The sequence below is a fragment of the Streptomyces sp. NPDC006872 genome (genome assembly GCF_040635845.1).
Lineage (GTDB): Bacteria > Actinomycetota > Actinomycetes > Streptomycetales > Streptomycetaceae > Streptomyces.
Map to the genome: position 1 here is coordinate 132,131 of NZ_JBEYIL010000022.1, position 19,415 is coordinate 151,545.

The 19,415-nt window shown below is 74.6% G+C and carries 9 protein-coding genes; 7 read left to right on the forward strand and 2 right to left on the reverse strand.

The genetic code is table 11. The features are described from left to right. Positions 1-534 precede the first annotated feature (534 nt). From ABZ725_RS44215 to ABZ725_RS44245, 7 genes are all read left to right on the forward strand, one after another. A complete protein-coding gene (locus tag ABZ725_RS44215) occupies positions 535-7,494 on the forward strand; it encodes an SDR family oxidoreductase (protein ID WP_358808015.1) in 6,960 nt (2,319 codons plus the stop codon). Between the two features lie 8 nt (positions 7,495-7,502). After that, positions 7,503-11,966 (forward strand): beta-ketoacyl synthase N-terminal-like domain-containing protein, encoded by a 4,464-nt coding sequence (locus tag ABZ725_RS44220; RefSeq protein ID WP_358808016.1) that lies wholly within the window; start codon positions 7,503-7,505, stop codon positions 11,964-11,966. 86 nt (positions 11,967-12,052) lie between these two features. Next, positions 12,053-12,310 (forward strand): acyl carrier protein, encoded by a 258-nt coding sequence (locus ABZ725_RS44225; RefSeq protein ID WP_358808058.1) that lies wholly within the window; start codon positions 12,053-12,055, stop codon positions 12,308-12,310. A 3-nt stretch (positions 12,311-12,313) separates the two neighbouring features. Further along, the gene (locus ABZ725_RS44230) at positions 12,314-13,129 is read left to right on the forward strand and encodes an alpha/beta hydrolase (RefSeq protein ID WP_358808017.1); all 816 of its coding nucleotides are present in this window, start codon (positions 12,314-12,316) and stop codon (positions 13,127-13,129) included. Then, entirely contained in the window at positions 13,126-14,337 is a 1,212-nt protein-coding gene (locus ABZ725_RS44235) for a glycosyltransferase (RefSeq protein ID WP_358808018.1), read from the forward strand. The genes ABZ725_RS44230 and ABZ725_RS44235 overlap by 4 nt, the downstream gene beginning before the upstream one ends. Next, entirely contained in the window at positions 14,334-15,401 is a 1,068-nt protein-coding gene (locus tag ABZ725_RS44240) for a class I SAM-dependent methyltransferase (RefSeq protein WP_358808019.1), read from the forward strand. Before ABZ725_RS44235 ends, ABZ725_RS44240 begins: the two co-directional genes overlap by 4 nt. Positions 15,402-15,501: 100 nt before the next feature. Next, complete coding sequence (locus ABZ725_RS44245) at positions 15,502-16,443, forward strand: alpha/beta hydrolase fold domain-containing protein (protein WP_358808020.1); 942 nt, start codon at positions 15,502-15,504, stop codon at positions 16,441-16,443. A gap of 80 nt (positions 16,444-16,523) precedes the next feature. On the opposite strand, the gene ABZ725_RS44250 is transcribed toward ABZ725_RS44245, so the two are convergent. Further along, positions 16,524-17,594, reverse strand: coding sequence for an Ldh family oxidoreductase (locus ABZ725_RS44250; RefSeq protein ID WP_358808021.1), 1,071 nt, complete (start codon positions 17,592-17,594; stop codon positions 16,524-16,526). Positions 17,595-17,699: 105 nt separating this feature from the next. Then, positions 17,700-19,412 carry a thiamine pyrophosphate-dependent enzyme gene (locus tag ABZ725_RS44255; protein ID WP_358808022.1) on the reverse strand — a complete coding sequence of 571 codons (1,713 nt, stop codon included), beginning with the start codon at positions 19,410-19,412 and terminating at the stop codon, positions 17,700-17,702. Between the last annotated feature and the right edge of the window lie 3 nt (positions 19,413-19,415).

Here is a 19,415-nt window from a genome sequence, read left to right on the forward strand (position 1 = left end):
CCTCCCGAGGACCGGCTTGACTACGTAGTCATTCCAGTCTTGGCGGCAGCCCGGCCCGCGTCAAGACCCGTCTCACGAGACGGCCGGAAGCCACGAGGGTTGCCATGTCGACAAGCCTTTCCCGGTCACTCCGCGGTGGACACACAGAATTTTCCTCGCGGCCCGCGCGATGCCGGGAATGTGGGTTCCGAGTCGGACATGGGGTCTAAAGGAACGCATTTCCTGCGGTCGTTCACGTTTCCACAATGTGAGTGGAGAGTGAACGAGACCGCCCGCGAAAGGAATTCATCCGATTTCCTACGCCCTGGCCCTCCGCCCGCGACTGACCGAATCATTGCGGCTGGATACCGGCCGATCGTTCGAACGTTGACCAGTGAGTAACAAGCGCACTACCTTTCAACGCGTTTCGAGCACGCGCTTTAGAACGGCCGTTCCGCGGTGGACCCTCCTCGGCCCTCCCCGCCGGAATCCGGTGAGCCGCCATTGCTGTCCCGAACCCCCCACCGTGCTGTCTGACCCTTGATTCGGAGAATCATGACGTCCGCTGTGCGTTCCGAGGACATGATCATCGGCATCACACCTTTCGGCGAACCCGACGCCGGGCTCGCCCTGGCGGTCGGCCGGGCCGGCGGGCTAGGCGTGCTCGACCTCGGTTCCGGCGACCGAAGAACCCGAGAGGCCCTCTCCCGCCTGCGCCGCGCGTCGCCCGGCGCCTTCGGCGTCCGGGTCGGCGCACACTGCCGACTCACCCCCGCCGACCTGGAGCCGTACGGCCCCCACACCATGGTCCTCACGGCGGCCGCAACGCGGGCGACCCAGGCGACGGAGGCAACGGAAGCGACGGATGCGACGGGAACCGGAGATGCCGCCGGGGCAGACTGGCCGATCGCCGAGCTCGCGGCGCGCTACCGGGTGCTGGTGGAGGTCACCGACCTGGCGGGCGCGCGGGACGCGGTGCGCGCCGGGGCGCACGGCCTGATCGCCCGGGGCGCCGAGTCCGGCGGCCGGATCGGCGAGCTGAGCACCTTCGTGCTGCTCCAGCAGCTCCTCGCCGCGCCCGAGGTGAGCGTGCCGGTGTGGGCGTGCGGCGGCATCGGCCCGCACACGACCGCCGCCGCGGTGGCCGGCGGGGCGGCCGGGGTCGTCCTGGACAGCCAGCTCGCGCTGCTCGCCGAGTCGGCGCCGCCCGAGTCGGCCGCGGCGGCGCTGCGCACCCTGGACGGCTCGGAGACCGTCGTCCTGGCCGGTCACCGCGTTCTGCTGCGGCGGGGCCCGGACGCCCCACGGATCCCGGAGGGCGCCGGACCGGAGGCGGTGGCGGCGCTGCTGGGCGCGCAGGACCCCCGTACCCAGCTGCTCCCGGTGGGCCAGGACGGCTTCCTCGCGGCCCGGTTCGCCGAGCGCTGGGGCGACGTACGACGGACGGTGCGCGGGCTGCGGGACGCGGCTCTGCACGCCCTGCGCGACGACACGGCCGGCCGGGCGCTACGGGCCGGGTCGCCGATGAGCCGGGCGCTCGGGACCCGACTCCCGGTCGCGCAGGGGCCGATGACCCGGGTGAGCGACGGGCCCGCGTTCGCCGCGGCGGTGGCGGCGGACGGCGCGCTGCCCTTCCTGGCGCTGGCCCTGGCGGACGGCGCGCGGACGCGGACGATGCTGGCCGAGACCCGGGACGCGGCGGCCGGCCGTCCCTGGGGCGTGGGCGTCCTGGGCTTCGCACCGGAGGACGTGCGCACGGCCCAGCTGGAGGCCGTACGGGAGCTGCGGCCGACGCACGCGATCATCGCGGGCGGACGGCCGTCCCAGGCGCAGGCGTTGGAGCGGGACGGCATCCGCACCTTCCTGCACGTGCCGTCGCCGGGCCTGCTGCGGCAGTTCCTGGAGGCCGGGGTGCGCCGGTTCGTGTTCGAGGGCTCGGAGTGCGGCGGACACATCGGACCACGGGCCTCCTTTCCGCTCTGGGAAGCCCAACTCGCCGTCCTGGACGACTTCTCGGCGGGCCGCGACGCCGACGATGTGGAGGTGTTCTTCGCGGGCGGCGTCCACGACGAGCGGTCGGCCGCGATGGTCGCCGCGCTCGCCGCGCCGCTCACCGCGCGCGGAGCGGCCGTCGGCCTGCTGATGGGCACCGCGTACCTGTTCACCGAGGAGGCGGTGGCGCACGGCGCGATCCAGCCGCTGTTCCAGCGGCAGGTCATGGACGCCGAGCGCACCACGCTCCTGGAGTCGGCGCCGGGGCACGCCACGCGTTGTGTGCCGAGCCCGTTCGCCGCCGACTACCGTGACCAGGAAGCCCGGTTACGCGCCGAGGGCGTCCCGGACCGGCGGATCTGGGAGGAGCTGGAGCGGCTCAACGTCGGCCGGCTGCGCCTCGCCAGCAAGGGGACTACCCGGGACGCCGACGGCGCCCTCACCGCCGTCGACGAGCAACGCCAGCTCGCCGAGGGGATGTTCATGGCCGGCGAGGTGGCCGTGCTGCGCTCGGCGACCACCACGGTCGCGGCGCTCCACCACTGCGTGACGACGGGCGCGGACGAGCATCTCGCCCTGCGCGCGTCCGAGTTGGGCCTGCCGGAGGAGGTGCTGGAGCCGGCCGCGCCCGCGCCGCTCGACATCGCTGTCGTCGGCATGGCGTGCATGTTCCCGCAGGCGCCCGACCTGCCCACGTTCTGGGCGAACGTCGTCGGGGGCGTGGACGCGGTCGGCGAGGTCCCGGCCGACCGGTGGGACCCGGCCGTCCACCACGGCGAGTCCACCCCGTCCAAGTGGGGCGGCTTCCTGCCCCGCATCCCCTTCGACCCCCTGCGCTACGGCATCCCGCCCGCGTCCCTCGGCAGCGTCGAGCCGGTGCAGCTGCTGTCCCTGGAGGCCGCACGGCGCGCACTGGAGGACGCCGGATACGGCGACGGAGGCCGGGAGTTCGACCGCTCCCGCACCTCCGTGGTGTTCGGCGCGGAGGCCGGCAGCGACCTGTCGAACGCGGCGACGCTGCGCGCGGTGCTGCCCTCGTACTACGGGAAGGTCCCGGCGGGTCTGGACGGCCAGCTCCCGCGGCTCACCGAGGACTCCTTCCCCGGCATGCTCGCCAACGTCATCTCCGGGCGGATCGCCAACCGGCTCGACCTCGGCGGCGCCAACTACACCGTCGACGCCGCCTGCGCCTCCTCGCTGGCCGCGGTGGACGTCGCCTGCAAGGAACTGATCGGCGGCACCTCCGACGCGGTGCTGTGCGGCGGCGCCGACCTCCACAACGGCATCAACGACTACGTCCTCTTCTCGTCCGTGCACGCCCTGTCGCCGACCGGCCGCTCCCGCGCCTTCGACGGCTCGGCGGACGGCATCGCGCTGGGCGAGGGCGTGGCCTGCGTCGTCCTCAAGCGGCTCGCGGACGCCGAACGCGACGGCGACCGGATCTACGGCGTCATCAAGGGCCTGGGCTCCTCCAGCGACGGCCGCTCCCTCGGGCTGACCGCCCCCAGGCCCGAGGGCCAACGCTCGGCCCTGGAGCGCGCCTACCGCAACGCGGGCGTCTCCCCGGCCGACGTCGGACTCGTCGAGGCGCACGGCACCGGGACGGTCGTCGGCGACCGCACCGAACTGCGCATCCTCAGCGAGGTGTTCGGCGAGGCCGGGGCCCGGCCGGGCGGCTGTGTGATCGGTTCCGTGAAGTCGCAGATCGGCCACACGAAGTGCGCCGCCGGACTGGCCGGCCTGATCAAGGCGCTGCTGGCCCTGCACACCGGCGTCCGGCCGCCCACACTGCACGTCCAGGCCCCCAACCCGGCCTGGGACGCGGACGGCAGCCCCTTCGCCTTCCATGCGCAGGCCCGCCCCTGGGCCACGCCTGCGGAGGAACGGGTCGCGGGAGTCAGCGCGTTCGGCTTCGGCGGGACCAACTTCCATGTGGTGCTGAGCGCCTACGCCGACGGCGTGCCGCCGGTGCGGGGACTGGACGCCTGGCCGGCCGAGCTGTTCGTCTTCCGCGGCCGGGACGAAACCACGGCCCGCCGCTCGATGGAGGAGCTCCTGCGGGCGGCGGAGGCGGAGGGCAGCCCCTGGCGGCTGCGGGACCTGGCGCTCGCCGCGGCGCGGCGGTCGGACGCCGGCGGGGATCCGGCGCGGCTCGCGCTCGTGGCGACGGACGTGGCCGACCTGATCGAGAAGCTGCGCCGGGCGCTGACCGACCCCGCCCAGGACGGTGCGGCACGGGGCGTCCATCGCGCCGCACAGGAAGACGCACCCGGCGAGGCCAAGGTCGCCTTCCTCTTCCCCGGCCAGGGCAGCCAGCGCACCGGCATGCTCGCCGAGCTGTTCGTCGCCCTCCCCGAGCTGCGCCCCTACCTGGAGCTCGGACGCGCCCACGCCGACGCCCTGTACCCGCCGGCCGCCTTCGACGACGCCGTTCGCGGCCGTCAGCAGGCCGCGCTGACCGACACCCGGGTGGCACAGCCGGCCCTCGGCATCGCGGGCCTCGCCGCCCACGCCGTGCTCACCGCGGCCGGGATCCGCCCCGACATGGCCGCCGGACACAGCTACGGCGAGCTGGTCGCCCTCTGCGCGGCCGGCGCCCTGACGCCCGAGACATTGCTGGAGCTGAGCTCGGAGCGGGCGACGGCGATCCTCGAAGCCGCTTCGGACCGGGGAGGCGATCCGGGGACCATGGCCGCCGTCTCGGCGGGCGCGGCAGAGGTGGCGCAGGCGCTCAAGGCGGCGTCCGCACCGGACTCCGTCGTCGTCGCCAACCGCAACTCGCCCGAGCAGACGGTGATTTCGGGACCGTCGGAGGCCGTCGCCGAGGCCGTACGGCTGCTGCGCGAGGCCGGTCTCGGGGCCAAGCGCATCCCCGTCGCCTGCGCCTTCCACAGCCCGCTGGTCGCGGGGGCCGGCGACCGGTTCGCCGGGGCGCTCGCCGATCGCCCGGTGCACGCGCCCGAGTTCCCGGTGTGGTCCAACCGCACGACCGCCCCCTACCCCGCCGACGCCGACGCGGTACGGGTCGAACTCGCCGCCCAGATCGGCGCCCCGGTCGCCTTCGCCGAACAGATCGAGGCGATGTACGAGGCGGGGGCCCGCGTCTTCGTCGAGGCCGGTCCCGGGTCGGTGCTGACCCGGCTGGTCGGCCAGATCCTCGGCGACCGTCCGCACCGCACGGTGGCCTGCGAGCCCCGGCCCGGCGGCGGTCTGCGCGGCTGGCTCGACGCCCTGGCCGCGCTCGCCGTCGCGGGGCTGCCGGTGCGCACCGGGTGGCTGCTGCGCGGCCGGGACGCGGTGGACGCGGTGCGGACCCCCGTACCGAAGCGGCCCGGCTGGACGGTGGACGGGCAGTTGGTCCGCACCGCCGCCGGCGCCCTCCTGCCCGGTGCGCTCGCACCGGCCCGCCGAGTCGTGGAGACCCCGCACACCCCGCACACCCTGGAGACGACTGTGACGACGAACCCCCCGCACGGCGTCCCCTCCGACCACCGGGACGCGATCGTCGCCGAATTCCTGCGCACCAGCCGGGAGATGATCGCCGCCCAACGGGACGTGCTGCTCACCTACTTCGGGTCCGCCCCGGGCGCACAGATCGCCTCGCCCACCGCGGTCTCGCCACTGGTGATCCAGGCAGTCCCCCAACTCCCCACGCCACAACCGGAGCCGACGCCCACGACGTCCGCCGCAGAGGTGGAACCCGCCGGTTCGGTCGACGTCCAGCAGGTCGTCCTGGAGATCATCAGCGAACGCACCGGCTACCCCATCGACATGATCGAGCCCGACCTCGACCTCGAGGCGGACCTCAGCATCGACTCCATCAAGCGGGCCGAGATCGCGGGCGAGCTGGCCAAGCGCCTCGGCGCCGGGGCGGACGCCGACCTGACCTCGATGGGCGACGACGAGTTGGAGGAGCTGGCGAAGGCGCGTACGGCCGCCGCGGTGACCGACTGGCTGACCGCCCGGATCGGCGGACCGGCGCCCGTACCGGCGGCCGGGGATCGCGCGCCCACAACCACGGAGGCCGCACGGCAGGCCCCGCCGGAGGTGACGGGCGAACCGCCCCGGCGGCACGTGCTGCGGCCGGTCCCGCTCGACGAACCCGACGAGCGGCCCGCCCCCGCCGCCGTTCTTTCGGGCGCCCGCTGGATCCTCCTCGGGGACGCCCCCGAGGCCGCCGCCCGTCTGGCGTCCCACGGCGCCGACGTCGTCGTGCGCGCCCCTGATCACGTCCTGACGGAGGCGGACGGGCCGGTCGACGGCGTGCTGTGTCTCGGGGCCCTCGCCGGTGACGACGACACGCCCGTCCTGCCCGACGCGTTCCCGGTCCTGAAGGCGGCCCTGGCGCGCGGCCCGCGTCGGCTCCTCGCCCTCCGGGCCGCCGACGGCGAGACGCCCGACGCCCGCACCGCGGGACTGCGCGGGCTGTTCAGGACCGTGGCCCGCGAGTACCCGGAGACGCTCGCCCGGGTCGTCGAACTCGCCGACGCCTCGCCGTCCGCCGTCGCGGACGCCGTCGTCGCCGAGGCCGTCGCACCGGACCGCACCCCGGTCGTGCTGCGCACGGCGGCCGGCCGGCACGGCTTCGAGCTGGTCGAGGCGCCGCTGGGCGCACTCGGCTCCACGGGCGCCGGACCGGCCGGGGACGGAGCCGCGGAGGCGGCCGCGCTCGGCCTCGACCAGGACTCGGTGGTGCTGCTGGCCGGCGGGGCGCGGGGCATCACCGCACAGTTCGCCGTCGCGCTCGCCGCCGCCTCCCGCTGCCGTCTGGAGCTGCTCGGCCGCACGCCGGCGCCGGAGGGTCCCGAGGACGCGGACACCGCGGCCGCGCGCACCCCGGCCGACCTGCGCGCGGCGCTCGCCGCCCGCGGCGGCACGAAGCCCGCCGAGATCAACCGGGCGGCCGAACTCCTGCTGGCCCAGCGGGAGATCACGGCGACCCTGACCGAACTCACCGCGCTCGGCAGCCGGGCCCGTTACCGCTCGGTCGACTTCCGGGAGCCGGCGGCGGTGCTCCAGGCGGTCAAGGAGATCCACGCCGAGCACGGCCGGCTCGACGGCGTGGTGCACGCGGCCGGGGTGATCGAGGACCGGCTCGTCGCCGAGAAGAGCGCCGAGTCCTTCCAGCGGGTCTACGGCACGAAGGCGACCGGCGCCGACGCCCTGCTCACCGCGCTGGAGGAACTGCCCGCGGCGCCCGCGTTCACCGTGCTGTTCGGCTCGATCTCGGCCGTCCTGGGCAACCGGGGCCAGGTGGACTACGCGGCCGCCAACGACGCGCTGGAGACCCTCGGCGCGGCCTTCGCCGCCCGCACCGGGCGCCGTGCGGTGACCGTGCACTGGGGCCCGTGGGCGCCCGCGGCCGCGCACGCCGGCATGGTCGGGGTGGAGCTGGCCCGCGAGTACGCCCGCCGCGGCATCCGGCTGATCGACCCCGAGGAGGGCACCGCGGCGCTGCTGCGGGAGCTGGCCTGGGGCGAGGAGTCCGCCACCGCCGTCGTCTACACCGCCTCGGGCTGGTGAAAGCACCGGTGACGGCACGTCAGACCCCGGTCGCCATCGTCGGGATGGCGGTGCTGCTGCCGGGGGCCGCCGATCTGGACGCCTACTGGCGCAACCTGCGCGACGGCGTGGACGCGATCGGCGAGGTGCCGGACGGCCGCTGGGACGCCGAGTTCTACCGCCCCGGCACCGCGTCCGAACCGGCCGTCGCCGACCGGGTGTACGCGCGGCGGGGCGGTTTCGTGGACGGGCTGGCGGAGGTGGAGGTCACCCGGTTCGGGATCATGCCGAACTCGGTGGCCGGGACCGAGCCCGACCAGCTCATCGCCCTGCACGTGGCCGCGGCCGCCGTCGAGGACGCCGGGGGCCCGGACCGCCTCCCCGACCGAGGGCGGGTCGGCGTCGTCCTCGGCCGGGGCGGCTACCTCACCCCCGGTCTGGTCCGACTCGACCAGCGGGTCCGCACCGCCGGCCAACTCGTGCGCACCCTGGGCGAGTTGCTGCCCGACCTGACCGGTGACCAACTCGACCGGGTGCGCACGGCGTTCACCGAGCGGCTCGGTCCGGACAGCCCCGAGTCGGCGATCGGTCTGGTGCCCAACCTCGCCGCGTCCCGGGTCGCCAACCGGCTCGACCTGCGGGGCCCCGCGTACACCGTGGACGCGGCCTGCGCCTCCTCGCTGGTCGCGGTGGACCAGGCGGTGGGCGAACTCGCCTCCGGGCGCTGCGACCTGATGCTCGCCGGGGGCGTCCACCACTGCCACGACATCACGCTGTGGAGCGTCTTCTCCCAGCTGCGCGCGCTCTCCCCCAGCCAGCGCATCCGCCCCTTCCACCGGGACGCCGACGGCATCCTGATCGGCGAGGGGACGGGCGTCGTCGTCCTCAAGCGGCTGGCCGACGCCGAGCGCGACGGCGACCGGATCTACGCCGTGATCCGGGGCACCGGCGTGGCGAGCGACGGCCGGGCGGCCGGGCTGGTCAACCCCGATCCAGGCGGTCAGGCGCAGGCGGTGCGGCAGGCGTGGCGGGCGGCCGGGCTCGATCCCGCCGAACCCGGCTCGGTCGGTCTGCTGGAGGCGCACGGCACCGCGACCCCGGCCGGCGACGGGGCCGAACTGTCCACGCTGGCCGAGGTGTTCGGCGGGCCCGGGGACGGCGACGCGGTCCTGGGATCGGTCAAGTCGATGATCGGGCACACCATGCCCGCCGCCGGGGTCGCCGGACTGGTCAAGGCCGCCCTCGCGGTCCACCACCGCACGCTGCTCCCGACGCTGCACTGCGACGACCCGCACCCCGCCCTGGCCCGCACCCGGTTCCGCACCCTGGAGAAGGCGACCGACTGGGAGACCGGCGCGGGCCGGCCCGTGCGCCGGGCCGCCGTGAACGCGTTCGGGTTCGGCGGGATCAACGCCCACGTGGTGCTGGAGGAGGCGCCGGGCGCACGCGGCGCCCGCGCGACCGTGCCGACGCCGAGGTCCCCCGCTCTGCAAGTCGCCGAACCCGAGCGGGTGTTGCTGCTCGCCGCCGACTCCCCCGCGCGCCTCGCCGCCCTCCTGGACGCCGACGACAGCGCCGTACGGGCCGCCGGACTCGACGCCGCCCACCCGCACCCGGACGCGGGCCCGGCCCGCCTCGGCATCGTCGACCCGACCGCCAAGCGGCTCGCCCTGGCCCGCCGCGCGGTCGCCAAGCAGCGCGCCTGGCACGGCCGCAGCGACGTCTGGTTCCGGCCGAGCCCCCTCCTGGGCGCCGGCCGGGGCGGCCTCGCGTTCCTGTTCCCCGGCCTGGAGGGCGACTTCACTCCTCAGGTCGACGACGTGGCCGCCCACTTCGGCCTGCCCGCCCTCCCGGTCGACGCGGGCCGGGCGGGCGATGTCGGCCGGCACGGCTTCGGCGTCGTCGCCGTGGGCCGCCTCCTCGACACGGCGCTGCGCCGCAGCGGGATCGTGCCGGACGCGGTCGCGGGGCACAGCGTGGGCGAGTGGACGGCGATGGCGGCGGCCGGGATGTACGCCGGGGACGAGGTCGACGCGTTCATGGCCGGCTTCGACCCGGACTCGGTGACGGTCCCCGGGCTGGCCTTCGGCGCGATCGGCGCGTCCGCCGAGCGCGTCCTGGCCGCCCTGCGCGACGAGGGCGGCACCACGGCCGGTCTCGTGCTCTCCCACGACAACGCGCCCGGCCAGTCGATGGTGTGCGGCCCCGAGGCGGCCGTGGATGCCTTCGTGCGGGCCTTTCGCGCGCAGGGCGTGCTCAGCCAGGTACTGCCGTTCCGGTCCGGCTTCCACACGCCGATGCTGCGCCCCCATCTCGGCCCGATCGAGGAGGCCGCCCACCGGTTCCGGCTGCACAAGCCGCACACCCCGGTCTGGTCGGGGACGACCGCCGCGCCGTTCCCCGCGGACGAGGCGGGGATACGGGCGCTGTTCGTGCGGCACCTGCTGGAACCCGTCCGCTTCCGGCAGTTGGCCGAGGCCCTGTACGCGGCCGGTCACCGGGTGTACGTCCAGGTCGGGCCCGGGCAGCTCGGCTCCCTGGTCGGCGACACCCTGGGCGACCAGGACCACCTGGTGGTCGCCGCCAACTCGCCCCACCGCACGGGCCTCGCCCAACTCCGCCGGGCGGCGACCGCACTGTGGACGGCGGGAGCGGCGGTGGCGCCGGCCCTTGCCACCGCGGCCACGGCCACGGCGCAACGGCCGCCCGTTCGGCTGGACCTGGGCGGCGCGCTGGTGTCGCTCCCGCCGGAGAAGCTGGCCGAACTGCGCAGTGGACTGCGCCCTCGCACCGCCGCCGGCGGCCCTTCGCCACTCGACGCGCTCGTCGAACGCTCGCCGATGGCCGCCGAGTTGAGCGCGCTGCTGCGGGAGACGGCGGACACGGCCGCGGCCCTGATGAACGCCCCGGCCCGGCCGGCCCCGCTCGCCCCGCGCCGCACCACCGTCCATGTCTCCCCCGACACCATGCCGTACCTCATGGACCACTGCTTCTACCCCCAACGCCCCGGCTGGCCGGACGTCGCCGACCGGTGGCCGGTGGTCCCGGCTACGACGATCGTGCAGCACATCGTGGACACGGCCTGCGCGGCGGCCCCCGGCACCGTGCCGGTCGCCGTGCACGGGGCCCGGTTCGAGGAGTGGCTCACCGCCACCCCGGCCGTCGACGTGCCGGTGACGGCGACCCCCGAGGGCCCGGACCGCGTGGCCGTCTCCTTCGGCCCCCGGGCCCGCGCCACGGTGGAGCTCGCCGCCGCCCACCCCGCCCCGCCCCCCGCCCCCTGGACCACCGATCCGGCGACCGAACGCACCCCCGACCACACCGCCGCCCAGCTCTACGACGAGCGCTGGATGTTCCACGGCCCGGCGTTCCAGGGCGTCACGGAACTCACCGCGATCGGCGACCGGCACGTACGCGGGGTCATCACCACCCCGTCCGCGCCCGGCGCGCTGCTGGACAACGTCGGCCAGATCCTCGGCTACTGGATCATGGCGACCCGTACGGAGCGGACCGTGGTGTTCCCGGTCGGGATGCGGGAGATGCGCTTCCACGGGCCGCATCCGGCACCGGGGACCGAGGTGGGCTGCCTGGTGCGGATCACCTCGCTCACCGACACGTTCCTGGAGGCCGACGTCCAGCTCACGGTCGGGGGCGCGGTCTGGGCGGAGCTGTACGGCTGGCAGGACCGTCGCTTCGACAACGATCCGAAGACCCGGCCCGTCGAGCGCTTCCCCGATCGCCACACGCTGTCCGAGTCCCGGCCGGGCGGCTGGCAGCTGCTGCACGAGCGCTGGCCGGACCTGGCCTCCCGCGAGCTGATCATGCGCAACTCCCTCGGCGGAGTGGAGCGTTCGGAGTACGCGCAGCATGCGCCGCGCGGACGTCGGCAGTGGCTGCTGGGCCGGATCGCGGTCAAGGACGCGGTGCGACAGTGGCTGTGGGACCAGGGCGAGGGCCCGGTCTTCCCGGCGGAGCTACGGGTGCGCAACGACGAGACGGGCCGCCCGTACGTCACCGGCGTCCACGGCCGTGAACTGCCCGCGCTGGACGTGTCGTTGGCGCACTGCGCGGAGGCGGGCGCGGCGATCGTCCGGCCGCACACGCCGGGCCCCGGTCCGGGGATCGACATCGAGGAGGTCGCCGACCGCACCCCGGAGACCTTGTCCGCCGCCCTCGGCCCGGACGAACTGCGGCTGCTGCACCGGCTGTCGGCGGAGACCGGCGATTCCGAGGCCCTGTGGTTCACCCGCTTCTGGACGGCGAAGGAGGCCGTCGCCAAGGCGGAGGGCACCGGATTCGGCGGCAGGCCGAGGGACTTCACCGTGCTGGACGCGGCGCCGTCCGGCGACCGGCTGACCGTCTCGGGCCGCCTGGAACGCGCCTACGCCGTGCACTGCGCACCGGCCGCCAACCCGCCCCGGCTGCCGGACCGCGCCTACGTAGTGGCATGGACGACGGGACACCCGACCACGAAGGAGCACGACGCCCGATGACCTCTCCCACCCCCCACACCCCGGTCGCCGCCGACGAGACTCCGATCGCCGCCGATCAGGAGTCCGTCCTCGCCGATCTCACCGGCATGCTCGCGCGGCTCCTGGAGGACGAGTACGGCCTCGACGACGTCGAGATCGGCATGCGGACGACCTTCAACCGCGATCTGGAGCTGGAGAGCATCGACCTGGTCACCCTGGCCGGTCTGCTCCAGGAACGGTACGGCGACCGGGTCAACTTCGCCGAGTTCCTGGCCGGCATGGAGTTCGACGAGATCATCGAGCTGACCGTCGGACGGCTCGTCGAGTACGTCGTGACGAGCCTGAAGGCCGCGGAGGCGAGCTGAGTCATGGCGATGGTCGACACCGGCACGGTCCGGTTGCACGTACAGCGGCTCGGCCCCCGGGAGGGCCGGCCGGCCACCGCCACCGTGGTGCTGGTGCACGGTCTGCTCACCGACAGCCTGGCCAGCTACTACTTCACCGTCGCGCCCGCGTTCGCGGCGGCCGGCCTCGACGTCGTCATGTACGACCTGCGCGGCCACGGCCGCAGTGAACGACCCGCCGAGGGCTACACCCTGGACCACAACATCGACGACCTGGAGGCGCTCCTGGACCGGCTGGGGGTGCGCGGCCCGGTGCACCTGGTCGGCAACTCCTACGGCGGCACGATCGCGTTCGGCTACGCGGCCCGGCATCCGGGGCGGGCGGCGAGCGTCAGTCTCATCGAGTCCGAACCGGCCACCCCCGCCTGGGCGGTGAAGCTGGACGACATCCTGAGCCGGGTGGTGACGCAGCTCGCCCACAGCGAGTCCGAGACCATCGACTGGATCGCCACCCACCGCGGCCACCACACCGCCCGCCTCGCCAAGGGAGCCGCCCGTCTGGTGCGCGAGACCTCGCTCGGCCGGGACATCCCGGCGAGCCGGGTACTGACGGATGATCAGATCGGTGCTGTACGCTGCCCGGTGCTCGGCCTGTACGGCGGCGACTCCGACCTGGCCGGTCAGGCGCCCTGGCTGGAGGCGGTGCTGCCGGACTGCCGGACCGTGGTGATCCCGGGGCACGAGCACTCGGTCCTGGTGGAGGCCTCGGGGACGGTCGGCGGGCACATCCTGTCCCTCGTCGACGGGGCCGGGCGGGTCGCGGCGGAGGCGGCCGGGTGAGCCGATTCCTGTTCGTCGTGCCGCCGTTGGTGGGGCACATCAACCCGACGGTCGGCGTCGCCGCCGAACTCACCGCGCGGGGACACCTGGTGGCGTGGGCGTGCCCCGACCCGGAGCTGGTCCTGCGGCTGGCGGGTTCCGGGGCCGGGGCGGTCTTCGCGTGCGCCGGGGCTCCGCCGGGCGAGCGGCCCGCCGAACTGCGCGGCCCGGAAGCGCTGAAGTTCCTGTGGGAGTGGTACCTGTTGCCGCTGGCCGAGGCGATGGCGCCGGGGGTGCGGACGGCCGTCGAGGCGTTCCGGCCGGACGTCGTCGTCGCCGACCAGCAGGCCTTCGCCGGTGCGCTGGTCGCGGAGCGTCTGGGGCTGCCGTGGGCGACCTCGGCGACCACCTCGGCCGAGTTCACCGACCCCCTCTCCGGGCTGCCCAAGATCGGACGGTGGCTGGACGAGCGACTGGCCGGGCTGCGGGCCGCCGTCGGGGATCCGGCGGGCGCCGCCGACCCCCGCTTCTCGCCGCATCTCGTCCTCGCCTTCAGCACACCGGAGTTGGCGGGCGACTCCCGCGCAGGGGTCCGCTGGGTCGGACCGTCGATCACCGCCCGCCCGACCGCGTCCGACTTCCCCTGGGAGTGGCTCGACGCCCGCGGCGACGCGCCCGGCGACACCGGTCGAGCGACCGTGCTGGTCACGCTCGGAACGGCCAACACCGACGTCGGCGGCCGGTTCCTCGACGTGTGCAGAAGCGCGCTGCGGGAGCGGGCCGACCGGGTGCAGGCAGTGATCGTCGACCCCGGCGGCACGCTGCAGCCGGCCCAGGACGAGGACAAGGGCGACACGGACGACAAGGACGTGCTCGTCGTGCCGTCCGTGCCCCAACTCGCCTTGCTGGAAAGGGGAGTCGGGGCGGTCGTCTGCCATGCCGGGCACAACAGCGTGTGCGAGGCGCTGTGGCACGGGACGCCGCTCGTGGTGGCCCCCATCCGCGACGACCAGCCGGTGGTCGCCGGGCAGGTCGCGCAGGCGGGGGCCGGGGTGCGGGTGCGGTTCGGCCGGGCCGGCGCACGGCAGGTGGGCGCGGCGATCGACGCCGTCCTGGACGACCCCGGATACCGGGTCGCGGCCGACCGGATCCGCAAGGCGTTCCGCGCCGCGGGCGGCGCCCCCGCCGCTGCGGACCGACTCGACGAACTGGCCAGGGAGTTCAGATGAGCGACGAGACCAAGCCCGCCGAGCGGATCGCCGGGCTGCGGCCCGCCTACCAGGCGGACATCGCCGCCGGCCCGGACCGCCTCTTCGAGCCCCGGCGCACCGCCTGCCCCTGGTGCGGATCGACGGAGCTGACCACCCGGCTGCGCACCACCGACCTGCTCCAGCACAAGCCGGGCCGCTTCGTCCTCGACCGGTGCGGGGGCTGCGGGCACACCTTCCAGAACCCTCGACTGAGCGCGGCGGGACTGGAGTTCTACTACCGGGACTTCTACGACGGGCTGGGCGAGAAGAAGCTCGGCGACACCTTCGGGGGCCGTACGAAGATGTACCGGGGGCGGGTCGAGTCGATGCTGCCGCACGACCCCGCGCCGAAGACCTGGCTGGACGTCGGCACCGGGCACGGTCACTTCTGCGCGACCGCCCAGGAGGTGCTGCCCGACACGACGTTCGACGGCCTCGACTTCACCGACGGCGTCGAACTCGCCGAGCGGGAGGGCCGGGTGGCGCACGGCTACCGGGGCGCCTTCCCCGACCTCGCGCCCGAACTGGCCGCCCGTTACGACGTGGTGAGCATGTTCCACTACCTGGAGCACAGCACCGACCCCGACCGGGAACTGCGCGCCGCACGCGAGACGGTACGACCCGGCGGCCATCTCCTCATCGAGGTGCCGGACCCCGAGAGCCGATACGCCCGGCTCCTGGGCCGCTGGTGGCTGCCCTGGCTGCAGCCGCAGCACCTGCACTTCGTGCCGGTGGCCAACCTGCGCGAACGGCTCTCGCACCTGGGCTTCACCGTGGTGGCGGAGCAGCACGCCGAACCGCACGACCCGGTCGATCTGCTGGCCGCCGTCTGGCTGGCGCTGGACCACGCGGCGCCGCGCGAGGACGCGCCGTGGCTGCCCGAGCCGCCGAACGCGCTGCGCCGCACGGTGCGCGGGGTGCTGCTGCTCGCCGGGATTCCGGCGCTGATCGTGAGCGCCCTGCTCGACCGGTTCGCGGTGCGGCCGCTGTCGCACCGGCTGGGCGTGTCCAACGCCTATCGGATCGTGGCCCGGCGCGAGTGACGCGTGGGTGCGCATCCGGGTCGCGCCGTGCTAGCTTCGCCCCGTTCCCATCATCAGGAATCCTGGCGATCGCCGGTACGGCTCGACGAACGGAACGCGTATGTCCATCCTGGCCCGACCGGGGGTGGCCGCCCTCGCCGCCAAGACGATGCAGGGCCTCACCGGGCTGGCGAGCCGACGCTCCGGCGGCCCGGGCTCGTCGGCCGCCTGGCAGGCCCGCTTCCCCGAATACCCGCGCGATGTCAGCGAGTTGACGGTCCCCACCTCCGTCGCCCCGGCCCCGGTCACGGTGTACGCGCCGCCGACCGGGACGGCGACACGCCCGCCCGTGCACATCAACTTCCACGGCGGCGGCTATGTCATGTCGATGCCGGAGGTGGACGACGCGCTGTGCCGGTTCCTCGCCGTCGAGGCGGGCGTGGTCGTCGTCAACGTCAAGTACGTCGTCGCCCCGCAGCACCCGTTCCCGGCGCCGACCACGCAGGCGTACGACGTCGTCCGCTGGGTGGCCGGGCACGGCGCGGAGCACGGCTGGGACGGCGGGCGGCTCACCGTGGGCGGGCAGAGCGCCGGCGGCGGACTCACCGCGGCCGCGGCCCGGCAGTCGCTGGAGCAGGGCGGCCCCGCGATGGCGCTCCAGGTGCTGCACTACCCGCCGCTGGACCTGGCGACCGCCGCGAAGGCCAAGAAGGCGGCCGTCGCCAAGCCCATGCTGCGGCCCTGGATGGGGGAGATCTTCGACACCGCCTATGTGCCCGACCCTCGCGAGCGCGCCCACCGGCTCGTCTCGCCCGCGGGGGCCGCGGACACCGCCGACCTCAAGGGCATCGCCCCGGCGCTGGTGATCACCGCCGAGTACGACCTGCTCAGGAACGAGGCGGCGCGGTACGCCGAGCGCCTCGGCACGGTCGGCGCCCTCGTCGAGCACCACGAGGTCGGCGGAGCCGACCACGGCTACGACACCAAGGACGACGAACGGGCCCGCGCCACCTACGCCCTGATCGCCCGTCACATCAGACAGGCGACCGCGGCGGCCTCCTGAGGGACCGGGGGAGGCGGAAGCTCCCCCTCCCACGGCCCGCCGCTGCCCCCTCGGCGTCCCCGGGGCCCCCGCGCCAGTCCCTATCCGGCGACTTCCGGGAGGGCGACGCCCAGCTTCTCGGCGCGCTCGGCGAGGTCGCGCCACACCTTCGGCGCCACCGGGATGCCCTTCTCGCCCCGTCCGACGGCCACGGCGGCACTGCGCTCGCCGGGGTAGAACACGCCCTCGGCGTCGTCCGCGACCGGCAGGCCCTTGAGCGTGTCCAGGGTGGCGTCGACGGCCTCGGCGAACGCGTCCGCGCCCCCGAAGGCCGCCGGGTCGACGGCGATGAGCAGCGCGTTCTGCCGGTGCGCACGGCCGGCCGGGTCGTCCGAGTGGAACGAGGCGAAGATGGGCGCGCCGACGAGCACGCTGGTCAGCAGCTCGAAGGCCAACGACATGCCCGAGCCCTTCGCCCCGCCCAGCGGCAGCGGCATGACCGCCTTCTCCGGGTCGGTGGTCGGGGTGCCGTCCTCGGTGGCGGCGGCCCCCTCCGGCAGCGGTGTGCCGCTCGCCTTCGCCTGGCGGATCTTGCCCAGGGCGATGGTCGCGGTGGCCATGTCGAGCAGCAGCGGGGCGTGCGCCGACGATTCGGCGGTCGGTACGGCGATGGCGAGCGGGCTGGTGGCGACCGCCGCGCCCTTGACGCCCGTGTACCCCATGTTCGGCATCCCGGCGACGAACCCGAGGCCGACCATGCCCTGTTCGGCGATCTTCGACACGTAGTAGCCGATGGCGCCGGTGTGCACCGTACGCCGGACCCCGACGGAGGCGATGCCGGTCGCCCTGGCCCGCCGTACCGCCTCCTCGGCGGCCGCGCTCAGCGCCACCGGACCGGGGGCGCGGTCGGCGTCGAGGACGGCGGCGGCCGGGGTCGTCGACTCGACCTTGATCTCGGCCTGCGCGTTGGCGACGCCCTTGGCGAGCAGATCCAGGTAGGCGGGAACCCGAGCGATCCCGTGTGAGTCGACACCCCGCAGCGCCGCCCACACGAACACGTCGGCGGTGACGCGGGCGTGCTCGGCGCTCAGGCCGCCCTTCTCGAGGAGGGCGGCGGAGAAGGAACGCAGGTCCTCTGCAGACACCAGGACTTTGGGGGGTGTGGCGGACATGATGACGAAACCTCCTGGGTTGCAGCGCCCCGAAAGGGGCGCGGGGAACTGCGCGACCAGCCACAGGCGGCCCGCAGTGGGTGGACGACAAGTCCCGCAAGGCGCTCAGCGGTCGACGAGCACATCGACGACGGCGGTGGTGCCCTCGGCGACAGCCTTGAGCGCCCTCTCCAGCGCGGGCGCCAACGCATCCGGCGCGTCGACGGTCTCCGCATGCATCCCGAACGCCTCGGCGAACGAGGCGAGTCGGGGCAGCCGGTGCAGATCGGTGCCGAGCCACTCCCCCGTCTCGGCGGCCGCGCCCTCGGGGTAGAACCTGCGGTGGTTGAGGTTCATGGACTTGTAGACGCGGTTGTTGAACACCACGATCAGCAGCGGGAGTTGATAGGAGGCGCTCGCGTCGTACGACGGGATGACCGGGTTGTACGTGAACGCGCCGTCGCCGATCGTGAGCACCACCGGCCGTTCCCGCGCGGCGAGTTTGACGCCGAGGGCGACCGCGATGCCCTGGCCGAGGCCGCCCTGCACATAGAAGTACGAGTCGGGGGCGTCGGTGCGGACATGGCGTCTGACGGTCCGGCTGTGGGTGATGGTCTCGTCGACGACGATGCCGTCATGTCCGTCGAGCAGCCTGCGCAGGGTGGCGGCGACCAGGACCGGGTCGATGCCGTCCGGTCGGGCGGCGGCCTTCGCCTCGGCGGCGGCGATCGCGGCCTGTTCGGCTGCGTGCCGCTCCTGCTGAGCCGCCCGGCGGACCGCCACGGCGCTCTCGTCGAGATCCTTCGCCCGCTTGGCCAGCTGGCGCAGGGTGTTGGCGACGTCGCCTTCCAAGTACCGGTCCGCGAACAGGACTTGGTAGACGACGTGCGGGCGCTGCGGCACCTGGTCGATGACGACGATCTGCGCCTTGGAGGGGCGACGCGACGGCGGGTAGAAGGGAGCGCGGCAGTTGACCAGGAGGATGAGGTCGGCCTCGTCCATCCACGGCCCGATGTCGCTGCCGGCGTGCAGCGGGTGGGTGCGCGGGAAGTTGCCGCACACCGCCGAGTCGGGCTCGACGACCGGGATGCTCCACGCCTCGGCGAAGGCGACGAGGGCCTCGAAGCCGCCCGCCTCACGGCCGGCCGTCTCGGTCACGACGACCGGGTTGCGGGCCTCCCGGATCAGCTGTGCGACCGGGTCGACCTCCTCGGGCGAGCTGTGGGTGGAGCCCGGCGGCACGACGGGCTTGGCCTCACGGCCGTCCCAGTCCTCCAGGAGGATCTCCAGCGGGATGTTGAGGTACGCCGGTCCCGAGGGCGCCCGCCGGGCCAGCTCCGCCGCCCGCGTGATCATCGTGGGCAGGGTGTGCACGCTCGCGGCCTCGTTGGCCCACTTGGTGAACGGACCCGCGACGCCGTGCGGGCCGCCCACGATGGACAGGTTGCGGTACCACTGGCCGCCCGGGTCCTGCCCCGGGCCGTCGCCGTAGGTGGTCGACTCCGAGGAGGAGACCACCATGGGGACGCCCGCGAGCAGTGCCCCGTGGACGGCCATCGAGCCCTGGAGCAGACCGGGGGCCGCATGCAGCAGTACGCCCTGCGGGCGGCGCTCGACCAGGCCGTAGCCGGTGGCCATGCCGACGGCGACGGTCTCGTGGGTCAGGTCGAGGTAGCGCGGCGCCGGCTCGCCGTCGCGGTGGCGCCGGGCCAGGGACTCCCACACCGGGGCCCACTCGGACCCCGACGAGCAGAAGAGGTAGTCCGCGCCGACGGCGTTGAAGGCGGCTACGAAGGCATCACCGCCGTCACGGCCGGGCGCGTGGGTGCTGTCCGTCATCTC

Excerpts from the sequence above, each read along its gene's own strand:
- ABZ725_RS44215 (WP_358808015.1), top strand. The coding sequence starts at position 535 with ATGACGTCCGCTGTGCGTTCCGAGGACATGATCATCGGCATCACACCT.
- ABZ725_RS44225 (WP_358808058.1), top strand. The coding sequence starts at position 12,053 with ATGCTCGCGCGGCTCCTGGAGGACGAGTACGGCCTCGACGACGTCGAG.
- ABZ725_RS44230 (WP_358808017.1), top strand. The coding sequence starts at position 12,314 with ATGGCGATGGTCGACACCGGCACGGTCCGGTTGCACGTACAGCGGCTC.
- ABZ725_RS44240 (WP_358808019.1), top strand. The coding sequence starts at position 14,334 with ATGAGCGACGAGACCAAGCCCGCCGAGCGGATCGCCGGGCTGCGGCCC.
- ABZ725_RS44245 (WP_358808020.1), top strand. The coding sequence starts at position 15,502 with ATGTCCATCCTGGCCCGACCGGGGGTGGCCGCCCTCGCCGCCAAGACG.
- ABZ725_RS44250 (WP_358808021.1), bottom strand. The coding sequence starts at position 17,594 with ATGTCCGCCACACCCCCCAAAGTCCTGGTGTCTGCAGAGGACCTGCGT.
- ABZ725_RS44255 (WP_358808022.1), bottom strand. The coding sequence starts at position 19,412 with ATGACGGACAGCACCCACGCGCCCGGCCGTGACGGCGGTGATGCCTTC.